The following is a 16,298-nucleotide window of genomic DNA, read 5'->3' as shown; positions in this document are numbered from 1 at the left end:
GCCTGGAGGCGGGCCGTGCGGTTGATCACGGTGTCGGGTGCCCCCACCCACAACTCCAGGTCCTGCGGCCCGGCGATCTCCGCGGCCACCAACTCGCCGACCGACTTCCCCGTGACCCGCCTGACGACCTCCCCCACCAGGAACCCGTACGTCAGCGCGTGATACCCGTGCGCCGTCCCCGGCTCCCAGATCGGCGCCTGGCGAGCGAGCCGGGCCGCGATCGCCGCCTGGTCCTCGAACTCCTCCACCGGGACGGGCTCCTCCAGCGCCGGCAGCCCGCACTGGTGCGTGAGCAGGTGCTCGACGGTGATCTCCGCCTTCCCCTCGGCCGCGAACTCCGGCCACACCCGCGCCACCGGCGCCCCCACGTCCACCAGCCCCTGATCGGCGAGCCGCAGCAGCACGGTGGCGGCGATGGCCTTGGTGCAGGAGTAGGCGAAGACCGGGGTGTCGCGTTCCCAGGGCCGCCCGGTGTGCCGGTCGGCGACGCCGTCCCACAGATCCACCACCAGCTCGCCGTCCAGGTAGACGGCGAAAGCGGCGCCCAGCTCCTCGCCCTCGGCGAAGTGCCGCTCGAACACCTCACGTACGCGGGCGAACCGAGGATCGCAGTGCATCAGACCTCCGGGGAAAGGAAGCGCTTACTTGGCCCCAGGAGCCTAACAATTCTGGACGATTCCGCCCAGATGATCAGGACCAGGTGACGGGCAGGGCGGCGACCCCGTACACCGCGGCGTCGGTCTTCATGGGCACCTCGGCGGCGGGGACGGCCAGGCGCAAACCGGGGAAGCGCTGGAACAGCGCCCGGTAGCCGATGCGCAGCTCGATCCTGGCGAGCTGCTGCCCCAGGCACTGGTGTACGCCGTGGCCGAACGCCAGGTGCCGGCGCGCGTCCTGGCGGCCGAGCCGGAGCGCCTCCGGATCCTCGAACACGGCCTCGTCCCGGTCGATGGCGGGCAGAGACAGCACGACCGTCTCGCCCTTCGCGACCAGCTCGCCGGCCACCTCCACGTCCTCCAGCGCGGCACGGGCCGGCGCGCCGAGATGCAGGATCGACAACCACCGCAGCAGCTCCTCGACCGCGCTCTCCCAGCTCACCTCCTCGAGCGGCGACCCTTGCTCCAGCAGCGCGAACACGCCGAGGGCCAGCATGTTCGCGGTGGTCTCGTGGCCCGCGACGAGCAGGATCAGGGCGACGTTCGCCAGCTCCTCGTCCGTGAGGTCGCCGGTCAGGCCGCTGATCAGGTCGTCGCCCGGCTCGGACCGCTTGCGGCGTACCAGCTCGCCGAGGTACGCGGTGAGGTCGGCCAGCGCCCGCATGCCGTCGCCCCGCGCGGCCACGATCTCGGCACTGCAGTCCTGGAAGAAGTCGTGGTCGTCGTACGGCACGCCGAGCAACTCGCAGATGACCAGTGACGGGATCGGCAGCGCGTACGCGCGCACCAGGTCGGCCGGCGGCCCGGCGGCGGCCATGGCGTCGAGATGGCCGGCCGCGATGCGCTCGATGCGTGACTCCAGCAGACGCATCCTGCGCACCGTGAACTGGCCGGTGAGCAGCCGCCGGTAGCGGGAGTGCCCGGGCGGGTCGGTGGCGGCGAAGAACCCGGGCGGCGCGGGGCTGGCCGGGCCGCCGGGCCGTACGGACCGCAGCGCGATGTGCTTGAGCTCCTGCCTCGCGCTGAACCTCGGATCACTCAGCACGGCGCGGCCCGCCTCGACCGTGGTGGCCAGCCAGCCGAGGTGGCCGTCGGCGAACTCCAGCCGGCTCATCGGCGGCAGGCCACGCAGGCGGGCGGGCGGGTCGAAGGGGCATTCGCGTTCGATGGGAAGTCGCATAATTATGAGAGTAGACTCTCAAATAGGAGTTGCATAGCGATAGATGAGTGGACGTGAGGAGCCGTTGCCCGGAGAATGCGGTGTCATGAGCCTGCGGGAGCGGAAGAAGGCCAAGACCAGGGCGCTGATCCAGAAGGAGGCGCTACGGCTGTTCCGCGATCAGGGCTACGCCGCGACGACGGTCGAGCAGATCGCGGAGGCCGCGGAGGTGGCGCCCAGCACCGTCTTCCGCTATTTCCCGACAAAAGAGGATCTGGTGCTGATGGACCAGTTCCCGCCCTTCATGGAGGCGCTCCAGGCGGTGCCGCCCGACCTCAACCCCGTGCATGCCGTACGCGCCGCCATGCTGGCCGTCACCGCCCAGCAGTCGGCCGAGGAGCTGGCCGACAGCTTGGAGCGGGAGAAGCTCATGCTCACGGTGCCCGAGCTGTGGGCGGCGGGCCTGGAGAACGTCACCGGCGTCGTCCGCACCCTGCAGCAGCACCTGGCGGCCAGAGAGGGGCGGTCGCCGGACGATCCGGAGATCAGGAACGTCGCGGGTGCCATCGTCGGGGTGATCATCGCACTCTGGTTCGACTGGGTGCGCAATCCCGACATGGACGGCCCCGCCGAGCTGGACAAGGCCCTCACTCACCTGGACGCCGGTCTGCCGGTCAGGAGGTGACGCCTTCGAGCTTCCCCGTACGCGGGCGGGCGGAGACGGGCCGGAGGACACCGGCGAGCAGGACCAGGAGCACGATCACCCCCGTGATCAGGGCGAACGCGACCGGGTATGACAGGCTCCCCGCGATCCCTCCCGTGACGGCCGGAGCGATCATCCCGGACAGGTACGTGATCGTCGCCACGCCCGCCACGCTCTCTCCCGGATTCGTCCCCACGCCGCCCGCCGCCGCGAACACCAGCGGCACGATCACCGCCACGCCCAGCCCGATCAGGCCGAACCCGGCGATGACCGGCACCGGCGTGCGAGCCACGACCACGACGACCCCGCCGGCCGCCGCCACGACGCCGCCCGCCCTGACGGCCGTCACCGGACCGATCCTGCCGATCACGCGGTCGCCGAGCAGTCGCATCCCTGCCATGCAGAACATGAACACCGTGTAACCGGCGGCGGCCGCTCCCGGGCCGGCGGCGGCGACCTCGGTGAGGTAGACGGCGGCCCAGTTCGCGGTGGCGCCCTCGGCGAAAGTGGCGCAGAAGCCGACGAGGGCGATGGCCAGGATGGCGCGCGAGGGCAGGACGAAGCGGCGGGGCGGCGGCGCGTCGGCGGGCGAGCCGTCGGCCCGCAGCCCGTGCCCGATCACCACGCTGTCGCGCAGCAGGCCGCGCCCGGCCGCCGCGCCCAGGACGAGCACCGCGACCGCCATCGCGCCGAGATGGATCGTGGCGTCGATCCCGGCCTGCGCCGCCAGGATTGCGATGCCGCCCGCCGCCAGGCTGCCCACGGACCACATGCCGTGCAGGCCCGACATGATCGAGCGACCGAGATGGCGTTCGAGCACGACGGCATGCGCGTTCATGAGCACGTCGCTCATTCCCGCCGAGACGCCGAGCAGGATGAAGGCCGCGAACAGCCAGGTCGGGGACGGCGCGAGCGCGGGCAGGGCCAGGGCCGCGCACCAGGCCGCGAGCAGGGCGCGGGTGGCGGCGCGACTGCCGAACCGGTACGCCAGGCGGCTGGCCAGGGGCATGCCGATGAACGCCCCGATCGGCTGGCATAAGAGCGCCAGCCCGAGGGTGCCTGGGCCGAGGTCCAGGTGATCCTGGATCCAGGGGATGCGCGTGGCGAGGCTGCCGGCGACGGCGCCGTGGACGGCGAAGACGGCGGCGATCGAGCGATGAGGTGTCATGGCGCGAAACTATCGCTGGTCGCCGGGGCGGCGGAGTGCCTGCGGGAGCTGTCCCCCGCGCCCACCGAGGTCCGCGCCAGCACGGTCGAGGGCGACGTCGTGCTCCAGGGAGCCGTCCTGACGGCCCTCGACCTCGCTCGCGACACCATCTTCGGCTGACCACCCCACCCGCACGGCCGCCCTCAGCCCCACGACCTGGTTCAGCCGAACGGCCGCGCTCAACCGGACGACCGCGCTCAACCGGTCGCGCTCAACCGGCCGCGCTCAGCCGGACGACCGCGCTCAACCGGACGACAGCGCTCAGCCGAAGGCCGGAGCCGGGGAGATGTGCTCAGGCGAGGGCGGTGAGGAGCCCGATGGTCAGGGCGGTGCGCTCGGGAACGTGCTCGACCAGCACGTGCTCGTGCCGCGCGTGCGCCCCGTCCCCCACGGCCCCCATCCCGTCCAGCACCGGCAGCCCGAGCGCCGAGACGAAGTTCCCGTCGCTGGCACCCCCGACCGCCGCCTCGTCCAGCAGCCAGCCGAACCCGGCCGCCACCTCCTGCGCCTCCTTGAAGAGCCGCTGCGAGGCGGGGTTCTGGGTCATGGGCGGCCGGTTCCACTCGCCGGTCGCGGAGATCGACACGCGCGGATCGGAGGCCCTCAGGCCGGCGAACACGTCGTCGATCCGCCCCATCTCGCCCGGATCGGTCACCCGTACGTCGACGCCGCAGGACGCGTGCCCGGCCGCGACGTTGCGCCCTGTGCCGCCGCTGATCAGGCCGACGTTCACGGTGGTGCCGCGCTCGCGCGAGCCCGCGCCGGCCAGCGTGGTGACGACCTCGGCCAGGGCGTGTACGGCGCTCGCCCCCGCGTACGGGTCGAGCCCCGCGTGCGCCTCGACCCCGGTCACCCGCACGTTGAACAGCCCCACCCCCTTGCGCGCGGTCTTGAGCGCGCCGTCGAAGGACGCCTCGAAGACCAGCGTCGCCAGCGCGTCCGCGCCCGCCGCCTCGATGTGCCCGCGCGAGGCCGGGCTGCCGACCTCCTCGTCCCCGTTGAACAGGAACCGCACGCTCGGATGCGGCAGTCCCAGCTCCCGGAGCCCGCGCAGCGCCCAGATCGACTGCACCAGTCCTGTCTTCATGTCGAACACGCCCGGACCGGTGGCCTTGCCCTCCACCAGCGTGAACGGCCACGAGTCCAGCGTCCCCGTGGGCCAGACCGTGTCGTAGTGACAGAGCATGAGCACGGTCCCCGGCGCGGTGCCGCGGTAGGTCAGCTCGAGGATGTCCCCGTGCTGACCGCCTTCGTGCAGGACCTCGTCGTCCGGCGTCCCGAGCAGATCGACGGCCCGGGCGCGGATCTCGCGCAGCCCCTTCACCAGCATGGCCTTGTCGTAGCTGTGGGTCTCCAGCTCGACCACGGCCTTGAGGTCGGCGAGCATGGCCGGGAGGGCCTGCCGGGTCCAATCGATGATCAACACGGAAATCCTTCCAAGGGAACTAGGGAACGGGGGCTCCGGGCCCGAGCGGGATGCCGAGCCACCAGAACACGAAGAACAGCAGCGTCCAGACGACGAGCAGGGTGAGCGACAGGGGGATGGTCATGGAGGCCAGCGTGCCGATCCCGGCCGCGCGCCGGTAACGCTGGAGGAAGCCGAGCGCCATCACGAAGTACGGGCTCATCGGCGTGATCGCGTTGGTGCAGGAGTCCGCGATGCGGTAGAGGGCCTGGGTGTACTCGGGCGGGATGTTCAGCAGCATCAGCATCGGCACGAACACCGGCCCGACCAGCGCCCACTGTGCCGATCCGCTGGTCACCACCAGGTTGATCACGGTCACCACGAGCAGGATGCCGAGGAACACCACGGGCCCGCTCACCCCGGCCGACTTCAGCAGGCCGGCTCCGTTGATGGCGATGATCTCGCCGATGCCCGTCCACTTGAAGTAGGCCAGGAACTGCGAGATCGCGAAGAACAGCACCAGGATCGGCGCCATCTCGCGGAACCCGTGCGCCATGAAGCCCGGAATGTCTCTGCTGGAGGTGACCGTGCCGGCGGCCCTGCCGTACGCCCAGCCGACCGCGAGGAACGCCAGCCCGAGGAACACCGCGATGGAGGTGAGCAGCGGCGACTGCACGATGCTGCCGCCCTCGCCGCGCAGCGGCGACCCCGAGGGCAGTACGGCCGCCACCACCGCGGCCGCGAACACCACGAGCGTGATCAGCGCGGCCCGCAACCCGCGCCGCTCCCGGTCGTCGAGCACCAGCGCGCCGAGGTCGTGGTCACCGGAGTGGTCGGCGGCATCGGCGTCGACGGGGATCGACTCGACCCTGCGCGCCAGCACCCGCTCGGTCACCAGCGTGATCGCGGCGGCCAGCACCAGGGAGGAGGCCAGCGAGAAGAAGTAGTTGGCCAGCGGTGTGACCAGGTAGGCGGGGTCGATGGTGTGCGCGGCTGCCGTGGTCAGCCCGGACAGCACGGCGTCAACCGGCGTGACCAGCGGGCTGGCGTCGTAGCCCGCCGAGATCGAGACGAACGCCACCACGATGCCCAGGACCGGGCTGCGCCCCACCGCGCGGAAGGCCAGCGCGCCGAGCGGGATGAGCACGACGTACGCGGCGTCGGAGGCCACGTGCGCCACCATGCCGGTCAGCGCCAGCGCGAACGTCACCCACTTCGGCGACACCTTCGACACCCCGGAGCGCAGCACGGCGGCCAGCAGCCCCGAGCGCTCGGCGACCGCGACGCCGAGCATCACGACGAGGATCGTGCCAAGCGGCGGGAACGACGTGTAGTTCTCGATCGCGTCGCCGGCCATCATCCGCACACCGTCGGCCGACAGCAGGTTCCTGGCCTCGACGGCCTTGTTCGTCGCCGGGTTCACCGCCGACACCCCCGCCGCCGCGAGACCCCAGCTCACCAGGGCCAGTAGCGCGCTCAGGGCGACGAACAACCAGAACGGATGGGGGAGCTTGTTGCCGAGACGTTCGATGCCGGTCAGCACCCGGAGCAGCGCGTTCAGCGTACGTGAACCCGTCACAGCCTCGGACGTGCTCACCGGCGCCTCCTTTCGGGGGTATTACGGCCAACCATTACATGTGGTCATGGCGCATCCTGACAAGTCGGGCGCCAACTAGCGTGAAAACCGAGCGGCGGGCGCGCATAGGCTGCGTGGCGTGACCATCACCATGCCGGGCCTCACCGTCGTCGATCATGAGTTCACCGTCCCGCTCGACCACGCCGATCCCGGCGGCCGGACGATCCAGGTGTTCGCCCGCGAGATCCGCGACCCGGCGACGGCGGGACAGGACCTGCCGTGGATGTTGTTCCTGCAGGGCGGTCCCGGTGGCAAGTCGCCGCGGCTGACCGGCCCCGCCCACTGGGCCCACGTGCTGAAGACGCATCGCGTGCTGCTGCTCGACCAGCGCGGCACCGGCCGGAGCACGCCGGTCACGGCCGGCGCGCCCCAAGGCACAGATGCCGAAATTTCGGGCTATCTGGTTCACTTTCGGGCGGACTCGATCGTCGACGACTGCGAGCTCATCCGGCGCTCGCTCGGCGTCGACCAGTGGGAGACGTGGGGGCAGAGCTTCGGCGGGTTCGTGACGTACACGTACCTCTCCAAGGCGCCCGAGGCGCTCAGGGCCTGCTACGTCACCGGTGGCACGCCCGGCCTCGAGGCCACCGCCGACGACGTCTACGGCCGCACCTACCCGCGCGTCCAGGACAAGGTGCGGCGCTACTACCGCCGCTACCCGGGCGACGCCGCCCAGGTACGCCGCATCACCGAGCACCTCGCCGCGACCAAGGTCATGCTGCCTGACGGCGACAGGCTGACCGTCGACCGGTTCAGGAGCCTCGGGCAGCTGCTCGGTATGGGCGACGGGATGGAGACCCTGCACTGGCTGGTCGAGGAGGCGTTCAGCGGCGGCGAGCTGACCGACGACTTCCGTTACGCGGTGATGACCAGGACCGGCTTCGTGGACCGGCCGCTCTACGCCGTGCTGCACGAGGCGTGCTACGCCCAGGGCGCGGCCACCGGCTGGTCGGCGCAGCGGCTGCGGCCGGCCGAGTTCGACGCCCCCGACATGCTCACCGGCGAGATGATCTATCCGTGGATGTTCGACGAGATCCGCGCGCTACGGCCGTTCAAGGGCGCGGCGGAGCTGCTCGCCGCCAAGGCCGACTGGCCCCCGCTGTACGACCCCGCGCGGCTGGCCGCCAACGAGGTGCCGGTGGCGGCCGTGGCCTACCACGACGACATGTACGTCGACCTCGGCCTCACCCTGGAGACCGCGGGCCGCGTCGGCGGCGTCCGCCTGTGGGTGACGAACGAGTTCGAGCACGACGGCTACCGGGTGGCCCCCGACCAGGTGATCCCCAAGCTCATGCGACTGGTTCTGGAACCGCTGTAGGCTCGCGCAGCGGCAGGCGTACCTCGAACCAGGTCTCGCCGGGCACGGAGCGGACCTTGATCTCGCCGCCGTGGCGGCCCGCCACGATCCGGTAGGAGATGTCCAGCCCGAGCCCGGTGCCCTCGCCCACGGTCTTGGTGGTGAAGAACGGCTCGAAGATCCGATCCCTGATCGTCTCGGGCACACCGGGCCCGGTGTCCCCGATCTCGACGATCGCCTCGTCCTCGTCGTGCGCGGTGCGGACGGTCAGCCTGCCCTCCCCGCCCATCGCGTCGAGCGCGTTGTGGATGAGGTTCGTCCACACCTGGTTGAGCTCGCCCGCGTAGCAGGGGATGTCGGGCAGCGTACGGTCGTAGTCGGTGACCACGCTGATGCCCGGCGGGATCTTGCCACGGAAGATCGCCAACGTGCTGTCGAGCAGGTCGTGCACGTCGACCGTCTGGAACGGCGCCCGGTCCATCTGCGAATACTGCTTGGCCGAGCGGATCAGCGTGGTGATGCGCTCGGTCGCCTCGGTGACCTCGTCGAGCATCTGCGAGATCTCGATCGCCTCGGCCAGCCACTGCAGCGCCGCGGGCGTGTGCTCCTCGCCCACCTTGCCGCGGATCTTCTCCAGCTCCTTGCCCGAGAACCCGGCGTTGACCAGCGCGGGAGCCAGCTCCCAGGCGTCCTCGACGCCGATCTCCTCCAGCGCCTCGCCCAGCTCGTCCTCGGCGTCGGAGATCTCCAGCGGCGAGCGCTGCGGCAGCCTGCCCAGGTTGCTCGTGCACGCCTCCTGCGCCTCGATCAGCGTGCGCAGCTTCTCCGGCGGGATGCCGGCCTGGGCAAGCTGGGCGAGCTGGAGCCGCGAGGTCTTGATCAGCGAACGCAGCTCGCTCACCGCACGTACGGCCGCCGCCGCCGGGTTGTTCAGCTCGTGCGTGAGCCCGGCGGTGATCGTGCCGAGCGCGGTCAGCCGCTGCCGCCGGTCGATGATCTCCCGCTGCATCCTGCCGCCGGACAGCAGGCCGTCGAGCAGGTGGACCCCCATGGGGAACCACTCGGCCACGATATCGCCGAACTTCCTGGCCGGCAGGATGAAGATCCGTGACGGCGCGGTCGCGCGCAGCGTGTGCTGGTAGGTCTGCGGCGCCCGGTCGCCCAGGTAGGCGGAGGTGGCGCCGCCGTAGACGCCGGGCTGGGAGGTACGGGGCATCGCGACGGTGCCGGCGCTCACCGTCTCGCTGATCATCTGTATCTCGCCCTCGATCAGCACGGCGAAGCACTCGGCCGGGTCGCCCTGGCGCACGATGTCCTCGTCCTGCGCGTACGTACGCACCTTGCCGCTGTTCGCGAGCTTCGTGAGCTGCTCGTCCGTCAGCCGCTCGAACAGGAAGAGCTTGCGGAGCCTGTCGATGTCGATAGTGGTGTCGATGTCGGTCATTGCTTCTCCAGGTAACGATGCACGAGCGCGACGGCCATCGCGCCCTCACCGACGGCGGAGGCCACCCTCTTGATCGAGTCGGCGCGTACGTCACCCGCGGCCAGCACCCCGGGGACGTTGGTCTCCAGGTAGTACGGCTCGCGCCGCAGCGGCCAGTTGCGCGGCCGCCGCCCGCCCTGCACCAGATCGGGACCCGTCACCACGAACCCCTTCGCGTCGCGCTCGACCGTCTCGCCCAGCCACGAGGTGTACGGCTCGGCCCCGATGAACACGAACAGCCACTGCGCGTCGACCGTGCGCTCCTCGCCCTTGGTCGACAGCGTCAGCCGCTCCAGATGACCGTCACCGGCACCGGCGACCACCTCCGTCTGGAGGTGCACGTCGATGTTGGGCATCGCGGCGATCTGCTCGATGAGGTAGTGCGACATGGATTTCTCCAAACCATCACTCCGCACCAACAAGTGGACCTTGCTCGCGAATCCCGCCAGGTAGACGGCCGCCTGTCCCGCCGAGTTGGCCGCGCCCACGATGTGGACCTCGGAGTTCTCGCAGGCGGGCGCCTCGGTCACCGCCGCACCGTAGAACACGCCCCGGCCCACGAAGTCGTCGAGTCCGGGCGCCTCCAGCCGCCGGTAGGTGACGCCGGTCGCGAGGATCACCGCGTGCGCCGCGATCTCGCCGCCGTCCTTGAACCCCACCACCCGCGCCTGCCCGCTCGGCTCGAGACGGATCACCTTGCGGGCGGTCAGCAGCTCCGCCCCGAACTTCTGCGCCTGCCTGCGCGCCCGATCGGCGAGCTGCTGGCCGGAGACGCCGTCGGGGAAGCCCAGATAGTTCTCGATCCTGGAGCTCTGCCCGGCCTGGCCGCCCGAGGAGTACGCCTCGACGAGCACCGTGTTGAGCCCTTCGGAGGCGCCGTACACCGCCGCGCCCAGCCCCGCGGGGCCGCCGCCCACCACGATCAGGTCGTAGAAGTCGGTGGCCGGGGTGGTCGACAACCCCACCGCCGCCGCCAGCGTGGCCTGGTCGGGCGACTCCAGCGTGACGCCTTCCGCGGTCACCACCAGCGGCAGGTGGCAGCCCTCGCCCGCCGCCTTCACGAGCTGCGCGCCCTCCGGGTCCTCCGCCAGCGTCCACAGGTACGGCACGTGGTTGCGGGCCAGGAAGTCGCGCACCTGGTACGACCGCGCCGACCACCGGTCGCCCACCACCCGCAGCTCCGACCGCTCGGTCCTGTCGGTACGCAGCCACGCGTCGAGCTGCCCGTCGATCACCGGGTAGAACTTCTCCTCCGGCGGATCCCACGGCTTGAGCAGGTAATGGTCGAGATCCACCACGTTGATCGCCTGGATCGCCGCGTCCGTGTCGGCATAGGCGGTCAGCAGCACTCTGCGCGCGAACGGATACATGTCCATGGCGGCCTCGAGGAACTGAACGCCGTTCATCTGCGGCATCCGGTAGTCGGCCAGGATCGCCGCCACCTCGTCGCCCCTCAGCCGCATCTCCCTGACCGCGTCGATGCCGTCCCTCGCCGTCTCGGCGCGGACGACCCGATACGCCTGGCCGTAACGGCGTCTCAGGTCACGGGCCACGGCCCGCGAGACGCCGGGGTCGTCGTCGACCGTCACGATGACCGGCTTCTCCATGCTGCTATGCCCCACCTTCGTCACATATCCCTTAGGGCAGGATGTCATGTTCGCGGCGATGGTTGAGCGGCCGCTCGTATCATGAGCGGATGGGCACCCGTGATCGCATCATCCAGGCCGCTGAGCAGGCGATTCGCGAGTTCGGCAGCGTGGGCGCGACGACCAGGCGGATCGCGGCGCTGGCCGGGTGCTCCGAGGCGCTGATCTACAAGCACTTCGCCGGCAAGGAGGAGCTGCTCCTCGCGGTGCTGCTGGAGGGGATGCCCGAGCTCGGCGCCCCGCTGACGCGGCTGCGGGTGAGCGGAGGGCAGGGCGACCTGGGGGCGCGCCTCACCGAGTTCGCGGTGGCGGCGGTCGAGTTCTACACCAGGGCGTTCAGCATCGCCTCGGGGGTGATGGCCGATCCGTCGCTCGTGGCGGGGTTCCGCGCCATGCTGGCCAAGACGGACCGGGGCCCGCACGTGCCGATCCAGGCGCTGGCCGAGATCCTGCGGACCGAACAGCGCGACGGCCGCCTCGACCCGGGGATGGACGCCGGCGCGGCCGCCGCCATGATCATGGGGGCCTGCTACCACCGGGCGAATCTGTCGTACTTCGTCGATCTGCCCGAGGAGACGCGGCCCTGGGCGGACGCGGTCGTGCGCACGCTGATCAGGCGATGACGCGGCTCTCGCCGCCGTCCACCAGCATCGAGATCCCGTTCACGAACGACGCCCGCTCGCTCGCCAGGAACGCCACCACGTCCCCGATCTCCTCCGGCCGCCCGGCACGGCCGACCGGCACCCCCTCGGTCCGCCCGGCGATCACTTCTTCGAAGTCCGCAGGCTCGCGCAGCCGCTCGGTGTGGAACGGGCCGGGCATCACGTTGTTGACCAGCACGCCCTCGCCGCCCACCTCGCGGGCCAGGGTCCTGACGATGCCGGCCACGGCCGGGCGGGTGGCGTTGGACAGCGCCAGGTCGTCCAGCGCCTCGCGGGCCGACCTGCCGGTGATCGTGACGATCCGGCCCCAGCCGCGCGAGCGCATGTCGGGCAGGACCGCCCGCATCAGGCGTACGGTGCCGAGCAGGTTGCGCTGGACCGCGACGTCCCAGTCGTCGAGCCCGGCCTCGCCGAACGGCCCGGCAGGCGGCCCGCCCGCGCCGGCCACGAGGATGTCGACCGGGCCGACCACGTCGCGCGTCTCCTCGACCACCCGCCGGGCGGCGTCCGGATCCTCCACGTCGGCCAGCACGGCGTGCACGACATGGCCGAACTCCTGCAGCTCCACCACCGCGTCCGCGAGCCGTTCGGGACTGCGGGAGCTGACGCACACGTCGCAGCCCTCTCGCGCGAGGCTCTTGGCCGCCGCGAGTCCGACGCCCGCGCTGCCTCCGGAGACGAGTGCTACCTTGCCCGCGATGCCGAGATCCATACCGGCGACTATAGGTCGTGACCTGCTCAAGACGGCCGTACACGGGTGAGCTTGTCGGGATTCAGCACGGTGTAGATGCCCCGGATCAGGCCGTCCTGGAGCTCGATCAGCATGACTTGCGCACGCTCGTCCGCGCGTGCCCAGACGGCCGGGCCGCCGTTGACGTCCACGAGCCGGACATCCGTGAACGAGTAGCGCGACAGCAGCCCGTGCACGAACGCCGCCACCTTGCGCCGGCCGACGATGGGCCGCAGCGCCGACCTCGCCTTGCCGCCGCCGTCGTTCCAGGACACGACGTCCTCGTGCAACAACTCGGTGAGCGCGGCCAGGTCGCCGCCGCCCGCCGCCTCCATGAACCTCGCCAGCAGCTTGACGTGGTCCTCGGCCGACGGCTGGAACCTGTCGCGCCCGTCGGCCAGCCGCACGGAGGCCCGGTGGTGCAACTGCCTGGCGTTGGCAACGGAGGTGCCGACGATCTCCGCGATCTCGTCGTACGGCAGCTCGAACGCCTCCCGCAACACGAACACCGCCCGCTCAGGCGGCGACAGCCGCTCCATCAGATGCAGGGTCGCGTAGGAGACGGTGTCGCGCAGTTCGGCCGTGTCCAGCGGCCCGGCCTGCGACGTCATCACCGGCTCAGGCAGCCAGGGCCCGGTGTACGCCTCCCGCCGCACCCGCGCGGAGCGGAGCTGGTCGAGCGCCAGCCGCGAGACCACGGTCACCAGGAAGGCCCGCGGCTCCCTGACCTCGCGGCGGTCGGCGCCCTCCCAGCGCAGCCAGGCCTCCTGCACGACGTCCTCCGCGTCCCACATGCTGCCCAGCAGCCGATAGGCCAGCCCGAGCAGCATCGGCCGGTACTCATCGAAGTCGTCCACGGCCCGCATCATGCCCCCTTTCCTGAAGCGTTTTCGCCGAAGAACGAGGCGTGCCGGGGCCGCCAGTTGAGCCGCAGCCTGGCCCGGCAGTTGTCCGCGCCCCTCAGCCTGGTCATGTACGCCACGCCGAACTCGCCCACCATCATCCTGGCGAGTAGGGCCGGCACCCGCCTGGGCCTGGGCGCGCCGAGCCGTGCCGCGTACGCGGGCAGCCACTCGGCCAGCTCGATCCAGGCCCGGTCAGGTGCCCGAAGCGCAGCACCAGTCCGCCGGCCGCGGTGGTGCGCCGTTCCAGCTCCTCCAGCGCCGCCACCACGGGCAGGTAGGTCCTGGGCGCGTCCCGCCACAGGGGCGCGTCCTCGTCGGCCAGCCCCGGCGCGGGCGCGTACGCGTACGCCAACCCCTGGGCGATGAGCCTGGCACCCGGCGCCGCCTCGATCCCTTCTCTCGTACTCCGACTGGACGCGCGAGCGGGGCCCGATGTACCACCCCCCATGGGTGGAAAAGCCGGGTTAAGCATGATGAGCTGGATAAGTGGCGAGAAATCTGATCCTGTCAGGAGGCCCTTTCCACGACTTCGCCGCCACGTCGGCCGCGCTCGCGGACCTGCTGGCCGAGGTGGGGGTCGAGTCCGAGATCACCGAGGACATCGCGGGCGCGCTGAGCGAGCCCCCGGAGGTCCAGCTCATCACGGTCAACGCGCTGCGCTGGCAGATGACCCACGACCGCTTCTCCGGCCTGCGTGCCGAGTGGCGCTTCTCCCTGCCCGCGCAGGCCCGTACCACGCTCCTCGACCACCTGGACGGGGGCGGCGGGCTGCTGTGCATGCACACGGCGTCGATCTGCTTCGACGACTGGCAGGGCTGGCCGCGCGTCCTGGGCGGCTGCTGGACGTGGCCCAAGTCCCACCATGCGCCGCTGGGCTGGACGGGTGTGCGGGTGCACGGCACGCACCCGGTGGTGGAGGGGCTGCGGGACTTCGACGTGGTGGACGAGGTCTACAGCGACCTGCACGTGCTGCCCGACGTCGAGCCGCTGGCCTCGTCGAACGGCCAGCCGCTGATCTGGGCGCGGCCGGTGCGCAGGGGGCGGGTGTTCTACGACGCGCTCGGCCACGACACGAGGTCGTACGACAACGAGATCCACCGGACGCTGCTCCAGCGGGCCGCGCTGTGGCTGCTGAAACGCCCGGTCGCCATCACGGACTAGCCCCAGTGGTGGCTGCCACGGACCGGCGGCACGGTCCCTGTCAGGGACTGGCGGACCAGCCGGTCCAGCGGGTGACGTTCACGACGATCACGGGGCCTTCTGGGCGGCGCTGACGGTATTGGAGGTACTTGGCCGCCAGCGCGTCGAGCGCCGGTTCGCGGCCGGGGCCGTCCGTCACGATCTCGGCCAGTCCGTCGGCGCGCACCCACCACAGCCGCGTCCAGTCGTCGTCGTAGTGGTCGGCCAGCAGCGCGACCCGGGGGTTCTCCTGGATGTTGCGCAACCGCCTGAGGTTGGTGGTGGTCTTGGGCTTGTGGTCGACGGCCGTCACCACCCGCCCGGCCATGACGGCGAAGGTGACGGGCACCAGGTGCGGTGTCCCGTCGCCGCTCGTCGTCGCGAGCCGTGCCAGCCGCTCACCGCGGAACCGGTCGCGGGCCAGGTCGTCGTCCACGGTTCCATTCTCGCCGGTGTCCGGAAGTTACAAGACCCCAGGTCAGGATCCTGGGCACGATGTCATCATGAACGTGAACCTTGCTGAAGTGCCCGGCTTCATGGCGACGCACGCGCGCGTACTGGACCGCCGCTGCTACGACCTCCTGATGGGCGATGGAGACGCGGCCGGCGTGCTGGCCGCCCTGGAGGGCTACCGCAACCCCGACGGCGGCTACGGCTGGGGCCTGGAGCCCGACCTGCGCTCGCCGGAGAGCCAGCCCGGCGCCGCGCTGCACGCCTTCGGGGCGTTCGAGGCGATCGCACCCGTCACCACGCCGCGGGCCGTGGCGCTGTGCGACTGGCTGGACTCGGTCACGCTGCCCGACGGCGGGCTGCCGTTCGCGCTCCCGCTGACCGTCGCCGCCGGCACCGCCCCCTGGTGGGCGGGCGGCGACCCGGCGGCCTCGTCCCTGCAGATCACCTCCGTCTCGGCGGCCGCGGCCCACGGCGTGGCCGCCCACGACCCGGCCGTCGCCGCGCACCCGTGGCTGGACCGGGCCACCCGTTACTGCCTCGACGCGATCGAGGCCCTCGACGAGCGGCCGCACGCGTACGTGTTGTCGTTCGCCCTGCACTTCCTCGACGCCGTGTACGACACCCAGCCCCGGGCCGCCGGCCTGCTCAAACGGCTCGGCGGCCACATCCCGGCGGACGGCAGGATGCCCGTCGAGGGCGGCGCCGAGAACGAGGCGCTGCGCCCGCTGGACTTCGCGCCACTCCCAGGGCGGCCGGTGCGCGAGCTGTTCGATCCCGAAGTGATCGCGGCGGACCTCGTACGGCTGGCCGGGGAGCAGCGGGACGACGGCGGGTGGGACGTGGACTTCGCGCGGATCTCGCCGGCCGGGGCGCTCGAATGGCGCGGGGCCGTCACCGTCGGCGCCGTCCGGACCCTGCGCGCGAACGGCGTGATCTAGCGGCCCGGCTTCCAGTGCCGCACCTCGGGGAAGGCCGGGGACGGGCCGTCCAGGAGGGGCTCCCGGGTGCCGCGGAGATGTCGGTCCATGAAGGCGGTCATTATGTGGAATCTAAATGTCCGATTTTATGATTGTTTGTGCTGCCGGACTTCGACGATCGGCAGCATTCTCCCGTCCGTGGGTGAGCTGAGCTGGCGTGGTGTGGCTCCGGCCGGTGTTGGAATGTCGGCGAGGCGGTC

18 protein-coding genes are annotated in these 16,298 nt (G+C 71.2%); 6 read left to right on the top strand and 12 right to left on the bottom strand.

The window, feature by feature from the left end; genetic code table 11:
• Together ITP53_RS45255 and ITP53_RS45250 are read right to left on the bottom strand one after the other, a co-directional pair.
• A partial coding sequence (locus tag ITP53_RS45255; RefSeq protein ID WP_195901652.1) for a serine hydrolase domain-containing protein occupies positions 1 to 617 on the bottom strand: 617 nt, incomplete at its 3' end.
• Between the two features lie 73 nt (positions 618 to 690).
• Entirely contained in the window at positions 691 to 1,836 is a 1,146-nt protein-coding gene (locus ITP53_RS45250; protein WP_195901651.1) for a cytochrome P450, read from the bottom strand.
• Positions 1,837 to 1,879: 43 nt separating this feature from the next.
• Here ITP53_RS45250 and ITP53_RS45245 point away from each other — a divergent pair, with 43 nt between their 5' ends.
• On the top strand, positions 1,880 to 2,500 hold the full coding sequence (locus ITP53_RS45245; RefSeq protein ID WP_236051912.1) for a TetR/AcrR family transcriptional regulator: 621 nt from the start codon (positions 1,880 to 1,882) through the stop codon (positions 2,498 to 2,500).
• Here ITP53_RS45245 and ITP53_RS45240 read toward each other — a convergent pair.
• Positions 2,490 to 3,686 (bottom strand): MFS transporter, encoded by a 1,197-nt coding sequence (locus ITP53_RS45240; RefSeq protein WP_195901650.1) that lies wholly within the window; start codon positions 3,684 to 3,686, stop codon positions 2,490 to 2,492. The two genes, ITP53_RS45245 and ITP53_RS45240, sit on opposite strands and share 11 nt — an antisense overlap.
• On the opposite strand from ITP53_RS45240, the gene ITP53_RS45235 reads away from it, so the two are divergent.
• Positions 3,675 to 3,845 (top strand): hypothetical protein, encoded by a 171-nt coding sequence (locus tag ITP53_RS45235; protein WP_195901649.1) that lies wholly within the window; start codon positions 3,675 to 3,677, stop codon positions 3,843 to 3,845. The genes ITP53_RS45240 and ITP53_RS45235 overlap by 12 nt on opposite strands.
• A 172-nt stretch (positions 3,846 to 4,017) precedes the next feature.
• Here the strand turns inward: ITP53_RS45235 and ITP53_RS45230 are convergent, their stop codons facing one another.
• Positions 4,018 to 5,151 (bottom strand): M20 family metallopeptidase, encoded by a 1,134-nt coding sequence (locus tag ITP53_RS45230; protein WP_328817869.1) that lies wholly within the window; start codon positions 5,149 to 5,151, stop codon positions 4,018 to 4,020.
• 19 nt (positions 5,152 to 5,170) lie between these two features.
• Positions 5,171 to 6,727, bottom strand: coding sequence for an AbgT family transporter (locus tag ITP53_RS45225; protein WP_195901648.1), 1,557 nt, complete (start codon positions 6,725 to 6,727; stop codon positions 5,171 to 5,173).
• Between the two features lie 118 nt (positions 6,728 to 6,845).
• On the opposite strand from ITP53_RS45225, the gene ITP53_RS45220 reads away from it, so the two are divergent.
• Positions 6,846 to 8,084: an alpha/beta fold hydrolase gene (locus ITP53_RS45220; RefSeq protein WP_328817867.1), complete on the top strand. Its 1,239-nt coding sequence runs from the start codon at positions 6,846 to 6,848 to the stop codon at positions 8,082 to 8,084.
• On the opposite strand, the gene ITP53_RS45215 is transcribed toward ITP53_RS45220, so the two are convergent.
• On the bottom strand, positions 8,056 to 9,507 hold the full coding sequence (locus ITP53_RS45215; protein WP_195901647.1) for an ATP-binding protein: 1,452 nt from the start codon (positions 9,505 to 9,507) through the stop codon (positions 8,056 to 8,058). The two genes, ITP53_RS45220 and ITP53_RS45215, sit on opposite strands and share 29 nt — an antisense overlap.
• On the bottom strand, positions 9,504 to 11,153 hold the full coding sequence (locus ITP53_RS45210) for an FAD-dependent oxidoreductase (RefSeq protein WP_195901646.1): 1,650 nt from the start codon (positions 11,151 to 11,153) through the stop codon (positions 9,504 to 9,506). The genes ITP53_RS45215 and ITP53_RS45210 overlap by 4 nt, the downstream gene beginning before the upstream one ends.
• 89 nt (positions 11,154 to 11,242) lie before the next feature.
• On the opposite strand from ITP53_RS45210, the gene ITP53_RS45205 reads away from it, so the two are divergent.
• Positions 11,243 to 11,815, top strand: coding sequence for a TetR/AcrR family transcriptional regulator (locus tag ITP53_RS45205; RefSeq protein WP_195901645.1), 573 nt, complete (start codon positions 11,243 to 11,245; stop codon positions 11,813 to 11,815).
• Here ITP53_RS45205 and ITP53_RS45200 read toward each other — a convergent pair.
• Genes ITP53_RS45200 through ITP53_RS45185 form a run of 4 tightly spaced genes read right to left on the bottom strand, consistent with a single transcriptional unit; the run spans position 11,805 to position 13,841 of the window.
• Positions 11,805 to 12,566: an SDR family oxidoreductase gene (locus ITP53_RS45200; protein ID WP_195901644.1), complete on the bottom strand. Its 762-nt coding sequence runs from the start codon at positions 12,564 to 12,566 to the stop codon at positions 11,805 to 11,807. The two genes, ITP53_RS45205 and ITP53_RS45200, sit on opposite strands and share 11 nt — an antisense overlap.
• Positions 12,567 to 12,592: 26 nt before the next feature.
• Entirely contained in the window at positions 12,593 to 13,450 is an 858-nt protein-coding gene (locus ITP53_RS45195; RefSeq protein ID WP_195901653.1) for an RNA polymerase sigma-70 factor, read from the bottom strand.
• Positions 13,450 to 13,587 (bottom strand): hypothetical protein, encoded by a 138-nt coding sequence (locus tag ITP53_RS45190; protein WP_195901643.1) that lies wholly within the window; start codon positions 13,585 to 13,587, stop codon positions 13,450 to 13,452. The genes ITP53_RS45195 and ITP53_RS45190 overlap by 1 nt, the downstream gene beginning before the upstream one ends.
• Positions 13,584 to 13,841 (bottom strand): hypothetical protein, encoded by a 258-nt coding sequence (locus ITP53_RS45185; RefSeq protein WP_195901642.1) that lies wholly within the window; start codon positions 13,839 to 13,841, stop codon positions 13,584 to 13,586. The genes ITP53_RS45190 and ITP53_RS45185 overlap by 4 nt, the downstream gene beginning before the upstream one ends.
• 134 nt (positions 13,842 to 13,975) lie before the next feature.
• Between ITP53_RS45185 and ITP53_RS45180 the strand changes: the two genes are divergently transcribed.
• Complete coding sequence (locus ITP53_RS45180) at positions 13,976 to 14,650, top strand: ThuA domain-containing protein (RefSeq protein WP_195901641.1); 675 nt, start codon at positions 13,976 to 13,978, stop codon at positions 14,648 to 14,650.
• A 40-nt stretch (positions 14,651 to 14,690) separates the two neighbouring features.
• On the opposite strand, the gene ITP53_RS45175 is transcribed toward ITP53_RS45180, so the two are convergent.
• Positions 14,691 to 15,104 carry a TIGR03668 family PPOX class F420-dependent oxidoreductase gene (locus tag ITP53_RS45175; protein ID WP_195901640.1) on the bottom strand — a complete coding sequence of 138 codons (414 nt, stop codon included), beginning with the start codon at positions 15,102 to 15,104 and terminating at the stop codon, positions 14,691 to 14,693.
• A 67-nt stretch (positions 15,105 to 15,171) separates the two neighbouring features.
• Between ITP53_RS45175 and ITP53_RS45170 the strand changes: the two genes are divergently transcribed.
• The gene (locus ITP53_RS45170; RefSeq protein ID WP_195901639.1) at positions 15,172 to 16,059 is read left to right on the top strand and encodes a hypothetical protein; all 888 of its coding nucleotides are present in this window, start codon (positions 15,172 to 15,174) and stop codon (positions 16,057 to 16,059) included.
• The last annotated feature ends 239 nt before the right edge of the window (positions 16,060 to 16,298 follow it).

Origin of the sequence: Nonomuraea cypriaca (genome assembly GCF_015645445.1) — a bacterium.
GTDB classification, from domain to species: domain Bacteria; phylum Actinomycetota; class Actinomycetes; order Streptosporangiales; family Streptosporangiaceae; genus Nonomuraea; species Nonomuraea cypriaca.
This window is presented reverse-complemented; position numbering and strand designations above follow the sequence as displayed.

Excerpts from the sequence above, each read along its gene's own strand:
- ITP53_RS45250 (WP_195901651.1), bottom strand. The coding sequence starts at position 1,836 with ATGCGACTTCCCATCGAACGCGAATGCCCCTTCGACCCGCCCGCCCGC.
- ITP53_RS45245 (WP_236051912.1), top strand. The coding sequence starts at position 1,880 with ATGAGTGGACGTGAGGAGCCGTTGCCCGGAGAATGCGGTGTCATGAGC.
- ITP53_RS45235 (WP_195901649.1), top strand. The coding sequence starts at position 3,675 with ATGAGGTGTCATGGCGCGAAACTATCGCTGGTCGCCGGGGCGGCGGAG.
- ITP53_RS45240 (WP_195901650.1), bottom strand. The coding sequence starts at position 3,686 with ATGACACCTCATCGCTCGATCGCCGCCGTCTTCGCCGTCCACGGCGCC.
- ITP53_RS45215 (WP_195901647.1), bottom strand. The coding sequence starts at position 9,507 with ATGACCGACATCGACACCACTATCGACATCGACAGGCTCCGCAAGCTC.
- ITP53_RS45210 (WP_195901646.1), bottom strand. The coding sequence starts at position 11,153 with ATGGAGAAGCCGGTCATCGTGACGGTCGACGACGACCCCGGCGTCTCG.
- ITP53_RS45205 (WP_195901645.1), top strand. The coding sequence starts at position 11,243 with ATGGGCACCCGTGATCGCATCATCCAGGCCGCTGAGCAGGCGATTCGC.
- ITP53_RS45200 (WP_195901644.1), bottom strand. The coding sequence starts at position 12,566 with ATGGATCTCGGCATCGCGGGCAAGGTAGCACTCGTCTCCGGAGGCAGC.
- ITP53_RS45195 (WP_195901653.1), bottom strand. The coding sequence starts at position 13,450 with ATGCGGGCCGTGGACGACTTCGATGAGTACCGGCCGATGCTGCTCGGG.
- ITP53_RS45190 (WP_195901643.1), bottom strand. The coding sequence starts at position 13,587 with ATGATGGTGGGCGAGTTCGGCGTGGCGTACATGACCAGGCTGAGGGGC.
- ITP53_RS45170 (WP_195901639.1), top strand. The coding sequence starts at position 15,172 with ATGAACGTGAACCTTGCTGAAGTGCCCGGCTTCATGGCGACGCACGCG.